General features: G+C 70.2%; 14 protein-coding genes and 2 tRNA genes. 11 read left to right on the plus strand and 5 right to left on the minus strand.

Going from position 1 to position 16,096, the window contains the following annotated elements; translation table 11 throughout:
- The first annotated feature begins 6 nt into the window (after positions 1 to 6).
- The 6 genes from gyrA to IW249_RS09355 all read left to right on the plus strand — a co-directional run bounded on the left by gyrA (position 7) and on the right by IW249_RS09355 (position 4,582).
- Positions 7 to 2,529 (plus strand): DNA gyrase subunit A, encoded by a 2,523-nt coding sequence (gene gyrA / locus IW249_RS09335; protein ID WP_196920373.1) that lies wholly within the window; start codon positions 7 to 9, stop codon positions 2,527 to 2,529.
- A 4-nt stretch (positions 2,530 to 2,533) separates the two neighbouring features.
- The gene (locus IW249_RS09340) at positions 2,534 to 3,439 is read left to right on the plus strand and encodes a DUF3566 domain-containing protein (protein ID WP_196920374.1); all 906 of its coding nucleotides are present in this window, start codon (positions 2,534 to 2,536) and stop codon (positions 3,437 to 3,439) included.
- 151 nt (positions 3,440 to 3,590) lie between these two features.
- Positions 3,591 to 3,664 (plus strand) — tRNA-Ile (locus IW249_RS09345).
- Between the two features lie 42 nt (positions 3,665 to 3,706).
- On the plus strand, positions 3,707 to 3,835 hold the full coding sequence (locus IW249_RS34200; protein WP_209444550.1) for a DLW-39 family protein: 129 nt from the start codon (positions 3,707 to 3,709) through the stop codon (positions 3,833 to 3,835).
- A gap of 42 nt (positions 3,836 to 3,877) precedes the next feature.
- A tRNA-Ala gene (locus tag IW249_RS09350) sits at positions 3,878 to 3,953 on the plus strand.
- 158 nt (positions 3,954 to 4,111) lie between these two features.
- Positions 4,112 to 4,582 (plus strand): hypothetical protein, encoded by a 471-nt coding sequence (locus tag IW249_RS09355; protein ID WP_196920375.1) that lies wholly within the window; start codon positions 4,112 to 4,114, stop codon positions 4,580 to 4,582.
- A 74-nt stretch (positions 4,583 to 4,656) separates the two neighbouring features.
- On the opposite strand, the gene IW249_RS09360 is transcribed toward IW249_RS09355, so the two are convergent.
- Positions 4,657 to 5,055 (minus strand): hypothetical protein, encoded by a 399-nt coding sequence (locus IW249_RS09360; RefSeq protein WP_196920376.1) that lies wholly within the window; start codon positions 5,053 to 5,055, stop codon positions 4,657 to 4,659.
- A 7-nt stretch (positions 5,056 to 5,062) separates the two neighbouring features.
- Positions 5,063 to 5,770 (minus strand): SMI1/KNR4 family protein, encoded by a 708-nt coding sequence (locus tag IW249_RS09365; RefSeq protein WP_307788554.1) that lies wholly within the window; start codon positions 5,768 to 5,770, stop codon positions 5,063 to 5,065.
- 98 nt (positions 5,771 to 5,868) lie between these two features.
- On the opposite strand from IW249_RS09365, the gene IW249_RS09370 reads away from it, so the two are divergent.
- Positions 5,869 to 6,288 (plus strand): CBS domain-containing protein, encoded by a 420-nt coding sequence (locus IW249_RS09370; RefSeq protein WP_196920378.1) that lies wholly within the window; start codon positions 5,869 to 5,871, stop codon positions 6,286 to 6,288.
- Between the two features lie 138 nt (positions 6,289 to 6,426).
- On the opposite strand, the gene IW249_RS09375 is transcribed toward IW249_RS09370, so the two are convergent.
- Both IW249_RS09375 and IW249_RS09380 read right to left on the minus strand, forming a co-directional pair.
- Positions 6,427 to 7,083 (minus strand): MBL fold metallo-hydrolase, encoded by a 657-nt coding sequence (locus IW249_RS09375; RefSeq protein WP_196920379.1) that lies wholly within the window; start codon positions 7,081 to 7,083, stop codon positions 6,427 to 6,429.
- A 99-nt stretch (positions 7,084 to 7,182) separates the two neighbouring features.
- A complete protein-coding gene (locus tag IW249_RS09380) occupies positions 7,183 to 7,941 on the minus strand; it encodes a TetR/AcrR family transcriptional regulator (RefSeq protein ID WP_196920380.1) in 759 nt (252 codons plus the stop codon).
- Positions 7,942 to 8,049: 108 nt separating this feature from the next.
- Here IW249_RS09380 and IW249_RS09385 point away from each other — a divergent pair, with 108 nt between their 5' ends.
- Positions 8,050 to 9,249 carry a DUF418 domain-containing protein gene (locus IW249_RS09385; RefSeq protein WP_196920381.1) on the plus strand — a complete coding sequence of 400 codons (1,200 nt, stop codon included), beginning with the start codon at positions 8,050 to 8,052 and terminating at the stop codon, positions 9,247 to 9,249.
- Positions 9,250 to 9,349: 100 nt separating this feature from the next.
- Positions 9,350 to 9,652, plus strand: a complete 303-nt coding sequence (locus IW249_RS09390) for a hypothetical protein (protein ID WP_196920382.1) — start codon at positions 9,350 to 9,352, stop codon at positions 9,650 to 9,652.
- Positions 9,653 to 9,664: 12 nt separating this feature from the next.
- Here IW249_RS09390 and IW249_RS09395 read toward each other — a convergent pair whose 3' ends face one another.
- The gene (locus IW249_RS09395) at positions 9,665 to 14,137 is read right to left on the minus strand and encodes a cation-translocating P-type ATPase (RefSeq protein ID WP_196920383.1); all 4,473 of its coding nucleotides are present in this window, start codon (positions 14,135 to 14,137) and stop codon (positions 9,665 to 9,667) included.
- Between the two features lie 155 nt (positions 14,138 to 14,292).
- On the opposite strand from IW249_RS09395, the gene IW249_RS09400 reads away from it, so the two are divergent.
- Positions 14,293 to 14,616, plus strand: coding sequence for a hypothetical protein (locus tag IW249_RS09400; RefSeq protein ID WP_372433034.1), 324 nt, complete (start codon positions 14,293 to 14,295; stop codon positions 14,614 to 14,616).
- A 59-nt stretch (positions 14,617 to 14,675) separates the two neighbouring features.
- Complete coding sequence (locus IW249_RS09405; RefSeq protein ID WP_196920385.1) at positions 14,676 to 16,064, plus strand: MFS transporter; 1,389 nt, start codon at positions 14,676 to 14,678, stop codon at positions 16,062 to 16,064.
- Positions 16,065 to 16,096 lie beyond the last annotated feature (32 nt).

Below are 16,096 nucleotides of genomic sequence, written 5' to 3' on the forward strand. Positions count from 1 at the left end.
TATACAGTGACCGATTCTCCCGAGTCCACACCGAACGAGCCCGAGGTCCCCGCCGAGGCCATCGCCGCGGTGGTCGCGCACGACCGGATCGAACCGGTCGGGCTCGAGGTGGAGATGCAGCGCTCCTACCTCGACTACGCGATGAGCGTCATCGTCGGTCGCGCGCTGCCGGACGTCCGGGACGGCCTCAAGCCGGTCCACCGCAAGATCCTCTACGCGATGTTCGACTCCGGCTACCGTCCCGACCGCGGCTACGTGAAGTGCTCCCGCGTCGTCGGTGACGTGATGGGTCAGTTCCACCCGCACGGCGACTCGGCGATCTACGACGCGCTGGTCCGGATGGCACAGCCCTGGTCGCTGCGCTACCCGCTGGTCGACGGCAACGGCAACTTCGGCTCGCCGGGTAACGACCCTGCCGCCGCCATGCGATACACCGAGTGCAAGCTCGACCCCCTCGCCATGGAGATGCTGCGGGACATCGACGAGGACACCGTCGACCTGCAGGACAACTACGACGGCCGGGCCAAGGAGCCCACCATCCTGCCGTCGCGGATCCCCAACCTCCTGGTGAACGGCTCCGAGGGCATCGCGGTCGGCATGGCCACCAAGATCCCGCCGCACAACCTGCGGGAGATCGGTGCGGCGGTGCAGTGGTGCCTCGAGCACCCGGAGGAGGACGAGGAGACCACCCTCGAAGCCCTGCTCGGCATCGTCAAGGGCCCGGACTTCCCGACCCACGGCCTGATCGTCGGCACCACGGCGATCCAGGACGCGTACCGCACCGGTCGCGGTTCGATCCGGATGCGCGCCGTGGTGGAGGTCGAGGAGGACAAGCGGGGACGCCCCTGCCTGGTCGTCAGCGAACTGCCCTACCAGGTCAACCCGGACAACCTCGCCGAGCGGATCGCCGAGCTGATCAAGGAGGGCAAGCTCGCCGGGATCGCCGACATCCGCGACGAGTCCTCCGGTCGTACTGGCATGCGGATCGTGCTGGTGCTCAAGCGCGACGCGGTCGCGAAGGTGGTGCTGAACAACCTCTACAAGCACACCCAGCTCCAGGAGACCTTCGGCGCCAACATGCTGGCCCTGGTCGACGGGGTGCCGCGCACGCTCAACCTGGCCCAGTTCATCCGCTACTACGTCGAGCACCAGATCGACGTGATCCGCCGGCGGACCGCGTTCCGGCTGCGCAAGGCCGAGGAGCGGGCGCACATCCTGCGGGGTCTGGGCAAGGCGCTGGACGCGCTGGACGAGGTGATCGCCCTGATCCGGCGCTCTCCGACAGTGGACGACGCCCGGCAGGGCCTGATCCGGCTGCTGGAGATCGACGAGATCCAGGCGACGGCGATCCTGGACATGCAGCTGCGCCGGCTCGCCGCCCTGGAGCGGCAGCGGATCGTCGACGACCTGGCCAAGCTTGAGATCGAGATCGCCGACCTCAAGGACATCCTCGCCAAGCCCGAGCGGCAGCGGAAGATCGTCTCCGAGGAGCTGGGCGAGATCGTCACCAAGTGGGGCGACGACCGCCGGACGCAGATCATCCCGTTCGACGGCGAGGTCTCGATGGAGGACCTCATCGCCCGCGAGGACGTGGTCGTCACGATCACCCGCACCGGGTACGCCAAGCGGACCAAGGTCGATCTCTACCGCTCCCAGCGGCGCGGCGGTAAGGGCGTCAGCGGCGCCACGCTGCGGCAGGACGACATCGTCAGCCACTTCTTCGTCTGCTCGACCCACGACTGGATCTTGTTCTTCACGAACAAGGGCCGTGTCTACCGGGCCAAGGCGTACGAGTTGCCGGAGGCCAGTAGGGTAGCCAAGGGCCAACACGTGGCCAATCTGCTCGCCTTCCTACCCGACGAGCAGATAGCGCAGATCATTGAGATCCCGAACTACCAGGTAGCCCCCTATCTGGTACTGGCCACGAAGAACGGCCTGGTGAAGAAGACGCGGCTCGAGGAGTTCGACTCCAACCGTTCCGGCGGCATCATCGCGATCAACCTGCGCGATGAGGACGAGCTGGTCGGTGCTGCGTTGGTTGCGCCGGAAAACGACCTGCTGCTGGTCTCGAAGAAGGCACAGGCGATTCGGTTCAACGCCTCGGACGAGGCGCTGCGGCCGATGGGCCGGGCCACCTCGGGCGTGATCGGCATGCGCTTCACGGACGACGACGTCCTGCTCGCCATGGAAGTCGTGCGGGATGGTTTGGACGTTCTGGTGGCCACGAACGGGGGATACGCGAAGCGGACCCCGATCGAGGAATACCCGGTGCAGGGCCGGGGAGGTAAGGGCGTGTTGACTGCGAAGATCACCGAACGGCGCGGTGGTCTGGTTGGCGCGGTGGTGATCGATCCGGACGACGAGCTGTTCGCGATCACCAGCAACGGTGGTGTCATTCGGACTCCGGTGAAGCCTGTACGCCGTACGCGTGACCGGAACACAATGGGGGTCAAGCTGATGGACCTCCCGGACGGCGTGACTATCGTGGCGATTGCTCGCAATGCCGACGAGCCTGACGAACAGGACTAGTTGAATGACGGAGACACAGGCGAAGTCGGGGAACACGGGGACCTCGGCCAAACCGGTCGACGAGGAGGCCGCCAAGGGCGGCACACCAGCGACCGGCCGCGCGGCCGTGGGCCGGGCGACGGTCCCCGCCGATGCGCCTGCCCCGAAGTTCACCAGGGCTCCCGGTATGACACCCCCACCGGAGCAGCCGGGCGAGGACGGCGGGTCCGGCGACAAGACCGAGGCGTCCAGCGCCGAGGCACCGACGTCGGCCGCCGCCAGCCCTCCGGGCCCGGCGGCGGCGCCCTCGGCCCGTCCGGCGACCACCCAGCCGATCGGTGTCCGCCCGGGTCAGGCGACCTCGACAGGGTCCACCGGCACCCAGCCGCGGATCACACCCGGGATGACCCAGCCGGACGCGGCACGTGGCACCGCAGCCGGCCGCCCGGCCAGCGGCGGTGGCCTGCCACCGGGGATCGGCAACGCGTCCGCCGTCGGGGCCGCCCGCGTCGGCGACGCGGTGCGTGCGGCGCGTACGTCGGTCAGTTCGGCCGCCTCCCGCGGACCGCGACGCGCCCGGCTGAACCTGAAGCGGATCGACCCGTGGTCCGTGATGAAGTTCGCGTTCGCGGTGTCGGTGGTGCTCTTCATCGTCGTGGTGGTCGCCACCTCGGTGCTCTACCTGGCGCTGGACGCGATGGGTGTGTTCCAGAGCGTCAACGAGAGCCTGAGTGACCTGGTCAACGCCGGCGGCGGCCAGAGCACCAGCGGCTTCCAGATCACCGCCAAGGGCGTGATTCTCAGCTCGGCGCTGATCGGCCTGGTCAACGTGGTGCTGTTCACCGCGCTGGCCACCCTGGGCGCGTTCGTCTACAACGTCTGCGCCGACCTGGTCGGCGGGATCGAGCTGACGCTCGCCGAGCGGGACTGAGTGACCGGGACGCCGGGGCACCGCGGAATGCGGTCGCTCCGGCGTCCCGTACTCGGGTAGGTTTTGCAGGCGGCGACGGACCCGGCTCGCAGGCGCGGACCCCGATTTGGGGCCAGCGGAGCGGATGGGTTAATCTTGCTCGTCGCAACGCGGGGCTATAGCTCAGTCGGTTAGAGCGCAGAGCTGATAACTCTGAGGTCGATGGTTCGATTCCATCTAGCCCCACCGCATGTCGTCCGACGGTAGTCGAGCGCGAGGGGTCGCCCCATGTTCAAGAAGCTGCTGATTCTGGCTGGCGTCGTCGGTGTGGCCGCCGTCGTGTTCAACAAGATCAAGGCGTCGAACGACGAGCGTGCCCTGTGGCACGAGGCGACCACCGCGCCCGACCTCCGCTGACGTTCGGCCCGGCGACGAGCGATCGTCGCCGCGGCCACTCACGGGGCCCTAGCTCAACTGGCAGAGCACTGCCTTTGCAAGGCAGGGGTTAGGGGTTCGAGTCCCCTGGGCTCCACCAGCACTTTCCCCGGGTTGACCCTCGGTCCTGAGTACAGCCAAGCGGTCAGGCCGTCCCAGCAGTCGATCAAGGGTTGGCGTTCCTTCTCACTCTCAGGCCGGCACGGCGGATGGTCTTCTCCGTTGCCGAACGTCTGCCGAGTCCCGAAGATTGCCAGCATGGAGCCGGTAGTGCAGTGGGTGCGGACGTCGTGGACCAAACAGTCTCGGGGTGGGCCACCTGCGGCGCAGCGGAACGCGGCGCCGGTTGCACTCGCGCTGCCCGCCGAAGCGGCACCACTCGTTCACGAAGTCCTGCAAGGCGAGTCCGACGAGTTCCGACCGCACTCCACCACCCAGTTGGCGTTGCCCGTTGACGGCGTGCAGTTGCGCCATGTCGATGGGCGGCTTCGGGTACAGCTCGACGTGTCACCGTGGGGGATGCCGCGGCGCCATCGCCGACCACCAGCTGTGCTCCTGAAGCCCGGCGAGTGGGTGCGCTGGCAGATCAACTACCGGTTTGTCGGGTCCTGTGGCGGCGACTGGTCGTACCGACTCGACACCCTGAATGTCGCTCACGGTCAAGTCTCTGTCGACAGGTTCCTCGGGGAGCCAACCTACGTCGTGGATGAGCGCGCCTACCTGAGGTAGGTCCCAACGGGATTCAGAGGCCCGCAGGCTTGGAGGCCTCGTGAGCGGGCGAGCGCGCTGTGGGCAAGGTCCGCTCAGGACTTGGGCAACTCGCAGAGCCGCAGCGCCCGGTGCCGAATGGCCGAGGAACGTTCAGGCGCATCTTTGAGGGACTGCAACGTGTCGCGGAATGGAGCAGCTGGGTAGCCGTCCTCAAGCCAGCCGAGCGCGAGGCCCGCCCAGTAGTCGGACCAGCAGGACAGGGCGTAACGGACAAGGTCATCCCAAGGCGGCGGAGCGGAGACCAGGTCGGTGTTGAGGGTCGTGACGTCCTTGTGGCGCCGTTCCAAGAGTGGCAGCAGTGACCGGATGTTCTCGTCTGGTGTCCACTGGCGACCGTCGCTTGTCGAGAGGACTATCCAGTTCCCTTCGGGGTCAACGCCCAACCTCAGCTCGTGTTTGCCGATCGCCATCACTACGCGGTTGTCGTCCATCGTCAGATCATTGTTCAGGCGTCGCAGTAGCGTGTTCAACGTGGACGCCGTGTGACACCTGGCCTTCGGCCGCTTCCAGCCAGCGCCGATACCAACGGTCGAACCCGAGCGTTGTCCCGTCGTCGTTGCGGAGCGGCCGGAAACCACCGTCGTCAGCGGTGTCGTCCGCCCACATCTGCCCGCGTGCTGGACCGCTGACAACGAGAGCCTCTCGCAGCGCGCAGCCGAGATGACACAGGTACAGCAGGCCAACCGAATGCTCGGGCTTGAAGACGACGGCGTCGTGCTGTTCCCAGTACGCGTCCTCAGCGTCGTTGAACTCCTCGGGCGAGTCGTAGTCTTCTTCGTCTGGCGGATCGGGTAGACCGTCGGCAGGGTTGAACGCCTCGAGGTGCGGAAAGGCAAGGTTGAGCGTGTCCCGGTCGGTCAGATCGGCGCCGTCACCCTCCCACTGCCACCGTCCGTCTAGGCGACGCATCGGGAAGAGCCCGTAGGTCGGCCCTGCACCGCCCCGCCCGGCCTCCAGCAAGAAGGAGCGGTACTCGCTGGGCAGTTCCACTTGGAGCTGCGTCTCTGCCTCAGCCAGTTCCTCGGCACTCAGTGGCGGCTCAAGTTGCCAACGGTGAGTTGAAGAACCAAAGACGTCAGGGGCACCGGGTGCAGCGGCCAGCCGCGCAAGCCGTTCGCGTACATCTGACCAGTCGGAGCGCGTCACTGGCGGGACGATACAAGGCCGCCCTATCGGCGGCATGGCGGGCGCCGACCGGGGTAGGAGAAACGGCAACAACCCCCCGGAAGTGAGGTGTCATACCAATGCCTACGGCACGCGAGATCATGACGAACGACGTGACCTGTGTCCGCGAACAGGACGACCTGAAGTCGGCCGCGAAGCGGATGGCCGAGTTGGGGGTCGGCGCTCTGCCGATCTGCGGTGACGACAATCGGCTCAAGGGCATGCTGACCGATCGCGACATCGTGGTGAAGGTGCTGGCCGAGGGTCGCGACCCGGCCAACGTGACGGCCGGTGAGCTGGCTCAGGGTGAGACGTTGACGATCGGCGCGGACGACGACGCGGCCCAGATCCTGCGCACCATGGGGCAGCACAAGGTGCGCCGACTGCCGGTGATCGATGGCCACGAGTTGGTGGGCATCGTGGCCGTCGCCGACGTGGCCCGTTCCCTGCCGGAGCGTCCCGTGGGCGACCTCATCGAGGCCATCTCCGAGCGCAGCTGACCATCGCGCCTGTCAATGATCGCCGCCGCCGGTTCGCCGGGCGGCGGCGATTCGCGTGGGCCGGCGAACTGTGTCGGCAGGTCGGGGCGGGACGAGATACCGATCCTTGTCATCTGGCCGCCGGGACCGGCTGCGCGGTCAGACGGGCTCTGTGAGCGGGACTGTCTCGCCGCGGGTGATGGTGCGCACCTGCTTTTCCCAACCTCGGCGGCGGGCCTCGTCGACGAAGTGCGCCAACGGGGAGCGGAAGACCGGGTAGTCGTCGTAGTGGATCGGCACTGTCAGCTGTGGACGGACCAGCTCCACCAGGTCCGCACCCTGGCGGGCGTCCATGGTCAGCAGGATCCCGGCGACCTTCGTGCCGCCGAGGTGGATCAGCATCGCGTCGATGTCCGGGTAGCGTTCTGGGATGGCGGTGAGTAGCGGCCGGTTGAGGGTGTCGCCGGTGACGTAGAGCCGGAACTCCCGCCGCCCGGCGCGTTCCACGTCGATCATCGTGCCCATCACGTCGGGCATCAGCAGGTCCAGCGCGCCGGGGCCGTGCTGACCGGGCATCGAGGTCAGCCGCACTGTCGTACCGTCGCGGTGCAGCTCCCGTGACGACCAGGTCGGCAGGCCCTGGGCGGCCTGGAAGCCCCAGCGGCGCAGCTTTCGTTCCGCCGCGGGGGTGGTGACGATGGGCAGCTCGCGGTCCAGTTCCCGACGGGCCACCCGGTCGAAGTGGTCGCCGTGCAGGTGGGAGAGGACCACAGCGTCCAGTTCTGCGATGAACGTCACCTGCGGTTGCTCCACCATCGTGCCCACCTCCTCCGGCTCCGGTACCCCGGTGAGCCGTCGGCATGCGGCTCAGCTCACGGCGCCGCTGACGGGCCGACCAGAGCACGCGTGTGCGGGTCAGGGGTCGGAGCGCGCGATCTGGGCGGCGACGCCGTCGAGGATCAACTCCAGCCCGAGTGAGAAGTCCGCGTCGGCGATCGCCTCGTCGGGGGTGTCGGACGGTGGCGCCTCGAACAGCGTCGAGGAGAACAGCCGGGCTGTCTCGGGGAAGCGGTCGGGGTTGACGAGTCGCGCCAGCGCCCGGCCGTAGTCGCGTTCGGCGTCGGCCTGGCCCTGGCCGTCGGCCCTGCCGTCGGCGAGTTCGCTGTACTGCCGTACCGACTGGACCACGTAGCCGCTGATCAGTGACATCACGCCGATCTTGTGCGCCCAGTCGAGGAGGGTCCCGGACATGATCGCCAGCGCGGCCTCCATCCAGGCGATCTGGTGGGGCCCGGAGGGTGGTCCGGCGGCGGGCACGCGCGTCAGCCACGGCCGACGCTGAAGCACCGCGCGGTGCGCGAAGGCCCACCTGCGCAGCCCTTCCCGCCAGTCGGGGGCGGCGATGTCCGGCGGTGGGCCCAGTGCGGCGTCGGCCATGAGGGTGAGCAGTTCGTCCTTGGAGCCGACGTGCCGGTAGAGGGACATGCTCGTGAAGCCGAGGCTCTTGGCGACCTTGGGAAGCGTCACCCCGTCGAGCCCGTCCCGGTCGGCGATCTCGACCGCTGCGGCCACCACCACGTTGACGTCGAGGGACGCCGGCCGTCCGAGATGCGACGACTCTGACATTCCCCACAGCCGGCGCAGCGGCACCGGAACGAAATCGTCGCTGGTCATGGGCTCCCACGTTCGCCCGGAAGGTTACGTCCACATCATGACAGACAGCATTAGTGTATGTCTGATACTTTCTCTCTGAAACTAAAGCTGAGTCACGGGGAGAAAACCATGAGCATCGACACCGCACCGATGACTTCGAGAGGGCCGGTGCCGCGCGCCGAGCGGGCCCTCGCACCCGACCTGGCCCGGGGAGCGATGCTGCTGATCATCGCGCTGGCCAACGTCGCCGGAGTCGTCTTCGCCGGCGAGCCCGGCCTCGACGCCACCCCGGAAGGCGTCGATCGCGGCCTCAACTTCCTGCTCTTCGAGCTCGTCCATGCCCGCGGCTATCCGGTCTTCGCCGTGATGTTCGGCTACGGCCTCGTCCAACTCGCCCGCCGCCATGACGCCTCCGGTGCGACCCCGAAGCAGGTCCGCGCCGTGCTGTTGCGTCGCAACTTTTGGCTGGTCGTGTTCGGGTTTGCGCACGCCGCGTTGCTGTACTACGGCGACTTCCTCGGCGCGTACGGGATCGTCGGGATCGCGATGACACTGTTGCTGTTGCGCCGCGGCGACAGGTTCCACCGCGTCGTGCTGGTGCTCTGGGCGCTGTCGGCGGTCGAGGTGCTGGTCATCGGTGCGATGGTGGTGAGCGGCATCCTCGGCGGGTCGGGCGGGTCGGCACTGCTGCCGTCGGGCCACGTCGACTCTCTCGCCGCGCCCGATTACGTCGCGTCCATGCTGGATCGCCTCGGCGAGTGGCCGGTGCACACGCTGACCGTCCTGCCCTTCATCATGATTGCCTGGCTGGGCATGTGGGCCGCTCGTCGCCGCGTCCTCGAAGAGTTGCCCCGGCACCGGACCCTGCTCACCTGGACCGCCGTCCTCGGCCTCGGCGGCGCAGTGGCCGGCGGCCTTCCGGCCGCCCTGGTCAGTGCCGGATGGCTGCACGTCGACGAGTCGGCCGCCAGTCTGATGCTGCTGCTCCACGGGGCCAGCGGCATGTTCGCCGGACCGGGCTACGTGGCCGTCTTCGGCCTGATCGCCCTGGGAGCCAGCCGATCCGGCCCCGTCGTCGGCGCTCTCTCAGCCCTGGGTCAGCGTTCCCTGTCGGGATACCTGTTCCAGTCCGTGGCCTGGCTCGTCCTCCTGGCGCCCTTCACGCTCGCCCTCGGCGACCGGTTCGGTAGCCCCACGGTGACCGGTCTGATCATCGCGGTGGCCGTCTGGCTCACCACCGTCCTGATCGCCCGTCAGCTCGACAAGCGCCGGCAGCCCGGCCCTGCCGAGATCGTCCTGCGCCGCCTGACCTACCGGCCACGGACCTGATCGTCGCCGCAGGAAGCCGTCTCGGTGCTGGTGGGTCGGTGGACCACCAGCACCGAGAAATCGGCTTTCCACCCGGCACCGCGCTCGCCATGATTCACCGATGGACGAACAGTCGGAGCCCGTCATCCTGCACCTGTACTGCCGTGTCGACGTGGTGGTCACTGATCCGGCTGCCGTGATCGGTCACGCGGTCGCCGATCTGCGATCCGCCGGGATCGACTGGTCCACCGAGGAGAACGACCTCGACACGGCCGTTGACGAGTTGCGGGCCGACCCGACGACCTCGCTGGCCAGCGTCGCGGACATCAGCCGACTCGTCGACGACGTCCCGGGCGTCGAGTTTCGGGCCGGCCACTGCTGGGCGGAGTCGGGCCCGGCACGGGAGGCCTTTCCGGCACGCTAGTGGCACCGCCGGTCAGTCGACGGAACCACCGTCCGCAGCAGCCTCGGCACCGGAGCCGGTCCGGTTGGGGCGGGCCTCCGGGAGGCGTTCCACAAGCTTCGTGAGCGCGCCGTTGGCGAAGGTCGCGCCGAGCGCCGAACCGGCCCCGATGGTCCAGCCCACCGGCCCGAGCGGGGTGCAGCCGAAGAACTGGCTCACCCCCGGCGTCTGCACCACCACGACGAGCACGCCCAGCGATGCCGCAGTGGAGGCCAGCACTGCCGGGCTCGTGCCGCCGGCCAGGATGGTCTGCCCGAGTTGGGTGCCGACCAGGGAGACCAGGGCGACAGTGCCGGCCCGCTGCCGGCGTCCGGTGTAGCGGGCCAACGTCCAGCCCGCTGTCGCGCCCAGCGTGGTGGCTGCCGCCCGCAGCCCGATCTCCCTGGTGAGGCTCTCGCCGAGCGCCTTGTCCGGGCCCTCCCGCAGCAGAGCGTCGGTGCGGTCCGACTCGGGTGGCCGGACCGCGATGGCCAGCGCCGGTGCCAGGTCGGTGAGCAGGTTGACCAGCAGCAGTTGTCGTCCGGTGAGCGCGGAACGGCCGGTCGCTGCGGCGGTGAGCACACTGAACGCGATCTCGCCGAGGTTGCCGCCGACCAGGATGCTGAGCGCATGCCGCACCGAGGACCACATCGCCCGGCCTTCGATCAGGGTGGCGATGATGGTTTCCAACCGGTCGTCGGTGACCACCAGGTCGGCAGCGGCCCGGGCGGCCGGGGTGCCCCGTTGGCCGAGGGCGATGCCGACGTCGGCCAGCCGGATCGCCGGGGCGTCGTTGGCACCGTCGCCGGTCATCGCCACGGTCCGCCCGCACTTCTGCAACGCCTGGATGATCCGCACCTTGTGGGCCGGGGTGCAGCGGGCCACCACATCGGTGTTGGCCAACCGCTCGGCGAGCGCGTCGTCGTCCAGTTGGTCGAGTTCAGCGGCGGTGACCACCCGCTGTTCGTCGTGCTCGCTGATGGTGGCCGCGATCGCCTCGGCGGTGGCCGGGTGATCACCGGTGATCATGATGGTGTGCACGCCGGCCTGCCGGATCCGACGGACCGCCGGGGCGGCGCTCTCCCGGACACCGTCCGCGAGGGCCAGGAAACCCACGAAGGTCAGCCCTCGCACGTCCCCGTCGGTCACCTTCGGGTCGTTCACCGGGCACTCCGCGACGGCCAGGATCCGGTTTCCCGCCCCGGCCCGGTCGGCGAGCATCCGCTCCAGCTCCGCACGGCCGGCATCGTCCAGCGGCTCCTGACGACCGTCGGTGCGTCGGGACGAACAGCGCGGCAACACCGTCTCCGGAGCACCCTTGACGCTCAACAGCAGGTGACCGTCGGTCTGTCCGATGCTCGCGTGGTAGCCGCGGGACGGCTCGAACGGCAGCCCTCCGGCGGCCCGCCATCCGGCGGCACCGGTCTGCTCCACGACGCCGGCCTCCCCGGCACCCCGCCGGACCGCCCGGTCGGTCTGCAACGCCAACTCCTCCGGCTTCTTCGCGGCGGGGGTGGCCCGCAGCGCAGCGGCCAGCGTCATCCGGAGCCGATCGTCCAACCGGTCCAGCGACGCGTACCGGTCGCCGACGCTGTCGCCGACCCCGGCGAGCAGCAACTGGCCCTCGGTGAGGGTGCCGGTCTTGTCGAAGCAGAGCACGTCCACCCGGCCCAGCGCCTCGATGGTGCGCGGGTTGCGGACCAACGCGCCGTGTTCGGCCAGCCGCCGGGCCGCGGCCAGCTGCGCGGCGCTGACCAGGAACGGCAGACCCTCCGGCACCGACGCCACGGCGAGGTTCGCGGCGGTCGCCGCCGTTTCGGCCAGGGGTACGCCCCGAAGCAGGCCCGCGCCGGCCACCGCCACCGCGGAACCGGCCGCCAACGGGATGGCGGCGCTGGTCAACGAGCCGAGCCGGGCTTCCACTCCACTGGCCGGTGGGTCCTGCTTGACCAGGGCGAGGCTGCGGCCGGATTCGGTGTCCGACCCGGTCGCCACCACCACGGCAGTGCCGTGCCCGGCGGCGACGGTGGTGCCCTCGTAGAGCATCGAGTGTCGGTCGGCGATGGCGGCGGCCACCACCGGTCGGTTGGACTTGGCGACCGGCAACGACTCGCCGGTCAGCGACGACTCGTCCGCTTCCAGACCCACCGACTCGAGGACGCGGCAGTCGGCGGGCACCGAGTCGCCCGGCTCAAGGGTGATGACGTCTCCGAGGACCAGGTCCTCGGCGGCGAGAACCTGCTCGGTGCCGTCGCGGCGGACCCGTGCGGTCACCGCCGAACGGGACAGGAGTTCGGCCAGCGACCTCTCCGTGTTGCGTTCGTGCACAGCGCCGATCAGGGCGGACCCACCGACGACACTGCCCACGAGTGCGGCGTCGACAAGCGATCCGAACGACGCGGAGAGCACCGCCCCGGCCACCAGCACCGGGGTGAGCGGGTTGGACAACTCGTCCACGAAGGCACGCAGCAGCCCTCCGCTCCCCGGTCCGGCACTGCCGTTTCCGCCGGCGCCGTCGTGTCGGCGTTGCGCTTCGGCGCTGGCCAGACCGTCCGGGCTGGAGCGCAGGTGGTCGAGCACGGTGCCGACGGGCATCAGGTGCCAGGGGGTCGTGACCGGCGCCGGGGTGTCCGACTGGTCGTGCAACCGGCGGGCCTGCCAGACCCCGTTCGCGAAGGCCAACCCGGCCGCGCCGTTCACCGCGACGAGCGACCGGCCGGGCAGCTCGGTCGGCGGGGCCGTGAACGCGCCCAGCGCCCCGAGACCGGTGCCGGCCATTGCCAACCGGATGTTCTGCTGGGCCGTACGCCGAGCGACCCCGGTCGCCTCGATCACCAGGGCCACCACCCGCAGGTCGGCACCGACCAGCAGGTGCGCACCCCACGGCGGCAGTTCCTCCGGCGCGGCGAACCCGAGACCGCAGTCGGACGCGCCGAGCGCCTTCCGATCCGCGGAAACCAACATCACCACCGCGCCGTCGCGCTGCAACGCGCGTACCGACTCGGCCAACTGGTCCCCGCCGGGCAGCATCGCGTCGGCGAAGCCGTACCGCTGCTCGTCGCCGCCGGCCACGACCAGCCGTAGGCCGGCGTGCCGGGCGGCGGCCGGCAGGCCGTCGACGCCGGGCGCGGGTTCCGGCTCGACCCGCAACAGGGCGGCGAGCCGGTCACCGTGGGCGAGGCCGAGCAGTTGGCCGCCGACGGAGCGCAGCCGTGCCGCGTCCGGAATGGTGTCCGGGTCGTGCGCGGGCATCTGGTCCAGCGGCCCGAGCCGCCAGCCGTCCGCCGTACGGGAAGCTGTGGGGTCGTCCGGGTCGAACAACGCGAAGGCCCGCTCGGCCACCTGGTCGACGTCCGCGTCCGGCGCTGGCGCCAGATCGGCCAGTACGCCCCGGTCCGAGCCGAGCACCGCGGCGTCCAGCACGAGCGTGTCGATCCGGTCCAACTCCCGCAGGACACTGCGGTCCATCGCGATCACGCCGCGCCGCGCCAGCATCCGCCCGAGCTGGGCCGCGTACCCCTCGCGCCCGCTGCCGGGCGCCTTCGGCAGCGCCGACAGGCCCAGCGCGGCGGCCCGCTTGCGCCCGGCGAAGGGCACCGCCGCAGCGCCGGCCGCCGTACCGGCCGCGAGCATCCGGTTGATGTACCGCTCGACCGGGCCGTCCGGCTTCGGCTGGGGGCGTTCGATCACCGGCCAACGGGCGGTGGCCCGTTCGGCGTCGCCGGTCAGCCGTGGCTCGGCCTTCTCCCAGGCGGAGAGTTGGGCCCGATCCTCACTCCACTGCACGATCCGTTGGGCGCCGTCCAGGACGATCCCCGTCCAGCGGCCGGTCAGGCCCTGCACCACCGCCTCGGCCAGCGGAAACAGGATGTCGGCGCGCGGGTCGGAGCGCAGCCGCCTGCCGATGAACTCGTGCAGCTTCGGCTGAAGATCCACTGCGGAGAGCAGGCCGGCCACCTCGCCGGGCAGCGGCGCGAACGGCAGGACCCGGGTGGCCGCCGAGATGGTCAGGCCCAGCGCGTCCGAGGCGAGCGCGCCGAGGGTGCGCGGGGTTCGCGGCCCCTCCTCCGGTGGGTGCGGTGGTGGGATCTCCGGGTCGGGTTCGTGGTCGCAGGTCCGCTCGATGCGGTCGATCGTGGCGATCAGATCGCGCAACGTCGGCTCGGGCGTCTGGACGGCGACCACCACGCGACCGGAGGGTGCGTTGACCCGGGCCCAGGCGACCCCGGGCATCCGCTCCAGCGCGCCCTCCACCTGCCGGGCCAGCTTGTTCCCGCCGTCCTGGCAGACACCGTGCACCTCGATGTGGTGCCGGCCCGGTCGGGACCAGACCCGACGCCGCGTCAGCCCGGCCGACCGGGCCAGCCGGGTCGCGGCCGAGCCAAGGGTCCGGGACGCCTCGCCGACCAGGTGCGGTACGCCGAAGGAAGGCAGGATGCGGCCGGCAGCGCGACCCGCCGCCGTCATCGAGGCGTACGGCTGGACGGGCGCCGGCCCGGCTCCCTGTTGCCGCGTGTCCTGACCTTGGCCATGTCGTCCTCCCACCGCGCTCACGTCCGGCGGCCTGGCTTCCCGACCTGCCATCCGTTATGCCCCCTGGGTGGCGGAATTTTCCGCAGTCGCTGGCGCATGGACGGGGTGGGCCGTGGAAACCGACGAGCATCACCGGACACGGGGAGGCCGGCATGAGCACGCTGACGCGACATCTCAACGGTTCACGGGAGAACGTCACGATGTACAACCGGCGGGTGCAACTGCCGATGCTGGGCGAGGTGGCGGTGCCGCCACCGGACAAGGTGGCCTACTACGCCGGGCTCGGGGTGCTCGCCGCGCTACAGGTCATCGAGTGGCCGATCGCCGTGGTGATCACCGCCGGCCACCTGCTGGCAGACCAGCATTTTTCCGGATTGGTGCGCGGCGTCGGGGAGGCGCTGCAGGACGCGTGACGAGAGCCGCGTCACCGGACGGTTGACCTGAATCCGGGTTGAAGTCGCATGCTCGGTCGATGCCGAGCACAACCGTCACCACCGCACCCGCCCCACCGGGACTCTTCGCACCCCGGTTGCGCGCGATGACGGTGGGCAGCGTCGCGTTGATCTCACTCCTCGCGTTCGAGGCGTTGGCGGTCGGTACGGCGATGCCGACCGTCGCGCGCAGCCTGGACGGGCTGGCGCTCTACGGGATCGCGTTCGGTGGCCCGTTCGCCACCGGTGTGCTGGCCATGGTGGTCTCCGGCATCTGGTGCGATGCACGGGGTCCGCGGGGGCCGATGTGGCACGGCGTCGCCTGGTTCGTGGTCGGGTTGCTGATCGCCGGGACCGCCCCTGTGATGAGCGCGCTTGTCGTCGGGCGGGTCGTGCAGGGTTTCGGCTCCGGGCTGCTCTCGGTGGCGCTCTACGTGATCGTCGGGCACGCGTACCCGCAGGAACTGCACCGGCGGATCTTCGCGGCGTTCGCGGCGGCGTGGGTCGTACCGTCGCTGGTCGGGCCGGCGGTTGCCGGCCTCATCGTGCAGTACCTGGGCTGGCGGTGGGTCTTCCTGGCGGTGCCGGCGGTGGCCGTGCCGGCGGTGCTGCTGATCCATCCCGGCCTGCGGTCGCTGGCCCGAAGTGCGGCGACGAGCCCGCCGGCCGGTGCGGCCGCGCGGATCGGTTGGGCGTGCGGGGCCGCGGTGAGTGCCGCACTGCTGCACATCGGGGGACAGCAGCGCGGCGCCACCGCCCTGGTGCTGGTCGGGTTCGCCGTGATCGGCCTGCTGGTCTGTGCTCCGCGCCTGCTGCCGGCCGGGTTCCTCCGGGCCGCGCGAGGGTTGGCCACCGTGGTGGGGTTGCGTGGCCTGGCGTCGGCGGCCTTCGTCGGCGCCGAGGTGGTCATCCCGCTGATGCTCTCCCGGGAACGGGGCCTCTCGCCGACCGCTGCCGGCCTGGTCCTCACTGTCGGCGCGCTGGCCTGGTCGGCGGGCTCCTGGTTGCAGGGCCGCATTCCGGTGCCGGCGTCGCGGGCCAGCCTGCCGCGTGCCGGGCTGAGCTGCATCACTGTCGGCACCGCCACTGTGGCGCTGGCCGTCCGGCCCGAGCTGCCGGTGGCCGTCGCCGTGGTCGGTTGGGCGATCGCCGGTCTGGGCATGGGGCTGCTCTATCCGTCGTTGTCGGTGCTCACCCTGGAGTTGTCCGCACCGGGTGAGCAGGGTCGCAACAGCTCGTCACTGCAACTGAGCGACTCCCTCTTCGCGGCGACGGTGCTCGCGCTGACCGGGGCCGTGTTGGCGGCGGGAAGTGCGCCGGGCCCGGCCAGCTACACGACGACGCTCGTGGTGACAGCGGGACTGGCGTTGCTCGGGGCGCTGCTGGCCGGACGGGTCGTGGTGGGCGGAGGTGCGCGGCCCACCGGGTGATCCGCGGATTCGGCAGCGTCCCACCCGCTCGT

This window comes from Micromonospora vinacea (genome assembly GCF_015751785.1).
GTDB classification, from domain to species: Bacteria; Actinomycetota; Actinomycetes; order Mycobacteriales; family Micromonosporaceae; genus Micromonospora; species Micromonospora vinacea.

Coding starts and splice junctions, on each gene's coding strand:
- IW249_RS09340 (WP_196920374.1), top strand. CDS start 2,534: ATGACGGAGACACAGGCGAAGTCGGGGAACACGGGGACCTCGGCCAAA.
- IW249_RS34200 (WP_209444550.1), top strand. CDS start 3,707: ATGTTCAAGAAGCTGCTGATTCTGGCTGGCGTCGTCGGTGTGGCCGCC.
- IW249_RS09355 (WP_196920375.1), top strand. CDS start 4,112: ATGGAGCCGGTAGTGCAGTGGGTGCGGACGTCGTGGACCAAACAGTCT.
- IW249_RS09360 (WP_196920376.1), bottom strand. CDS start 5,055: ATGGACGACAACCGCGTAGTGATGGCGATCGGCAAACACGAGCTGAGG.
- IW249_RS09370 (WP_196920378.1), top strand. CDS start 5,869: ATGCCTACGGCACGCGAGATCATGACGAACGACGTGACCTGTGTCCGC.
- IW249_RS09375 (WP_196920379.1), bottom strand. CDS start 7,083: ATGGTGGAGCAACCGCAGGTGACGTTCATCGCAGAACTGGACGCTGTG.
- IW249_RS09380 (WP_196920380.1), bottom strand. CDS start 7,941: ATGACCAGCGACGATTTCGTTCCGGTGCCGCTGCGCCGGCTGTGGGGA.
- IW249_RS09385 (WP_196920381.1), top strand. CDS start 8,050: ATGAGCATCGACACCGCACCGATGACTTCGAGAGGGCCGGTGCCGCGC.
- IW249_RS09390 (WP_196920382.1), top strand. CDS start 9,350: ATGGACGAACAGTCGGAGCCCGTCATCCTGCACCTGTACTGCCGTGTC.
- IW249_RS09395 (WP_196920383.1), bottom strand. CDS start 14,137: ATGACGGCGGCGGGTCGCGCTGCCGGCCGCATCCTGCCTTCCTTCGGC.
- IW249_RS09405 (WP_196920385.1), top strand. CDS start 14,676: ATGCCGAGCACAACCGTCACCACCGCACCCGCCCCACCGGGACTCTTC.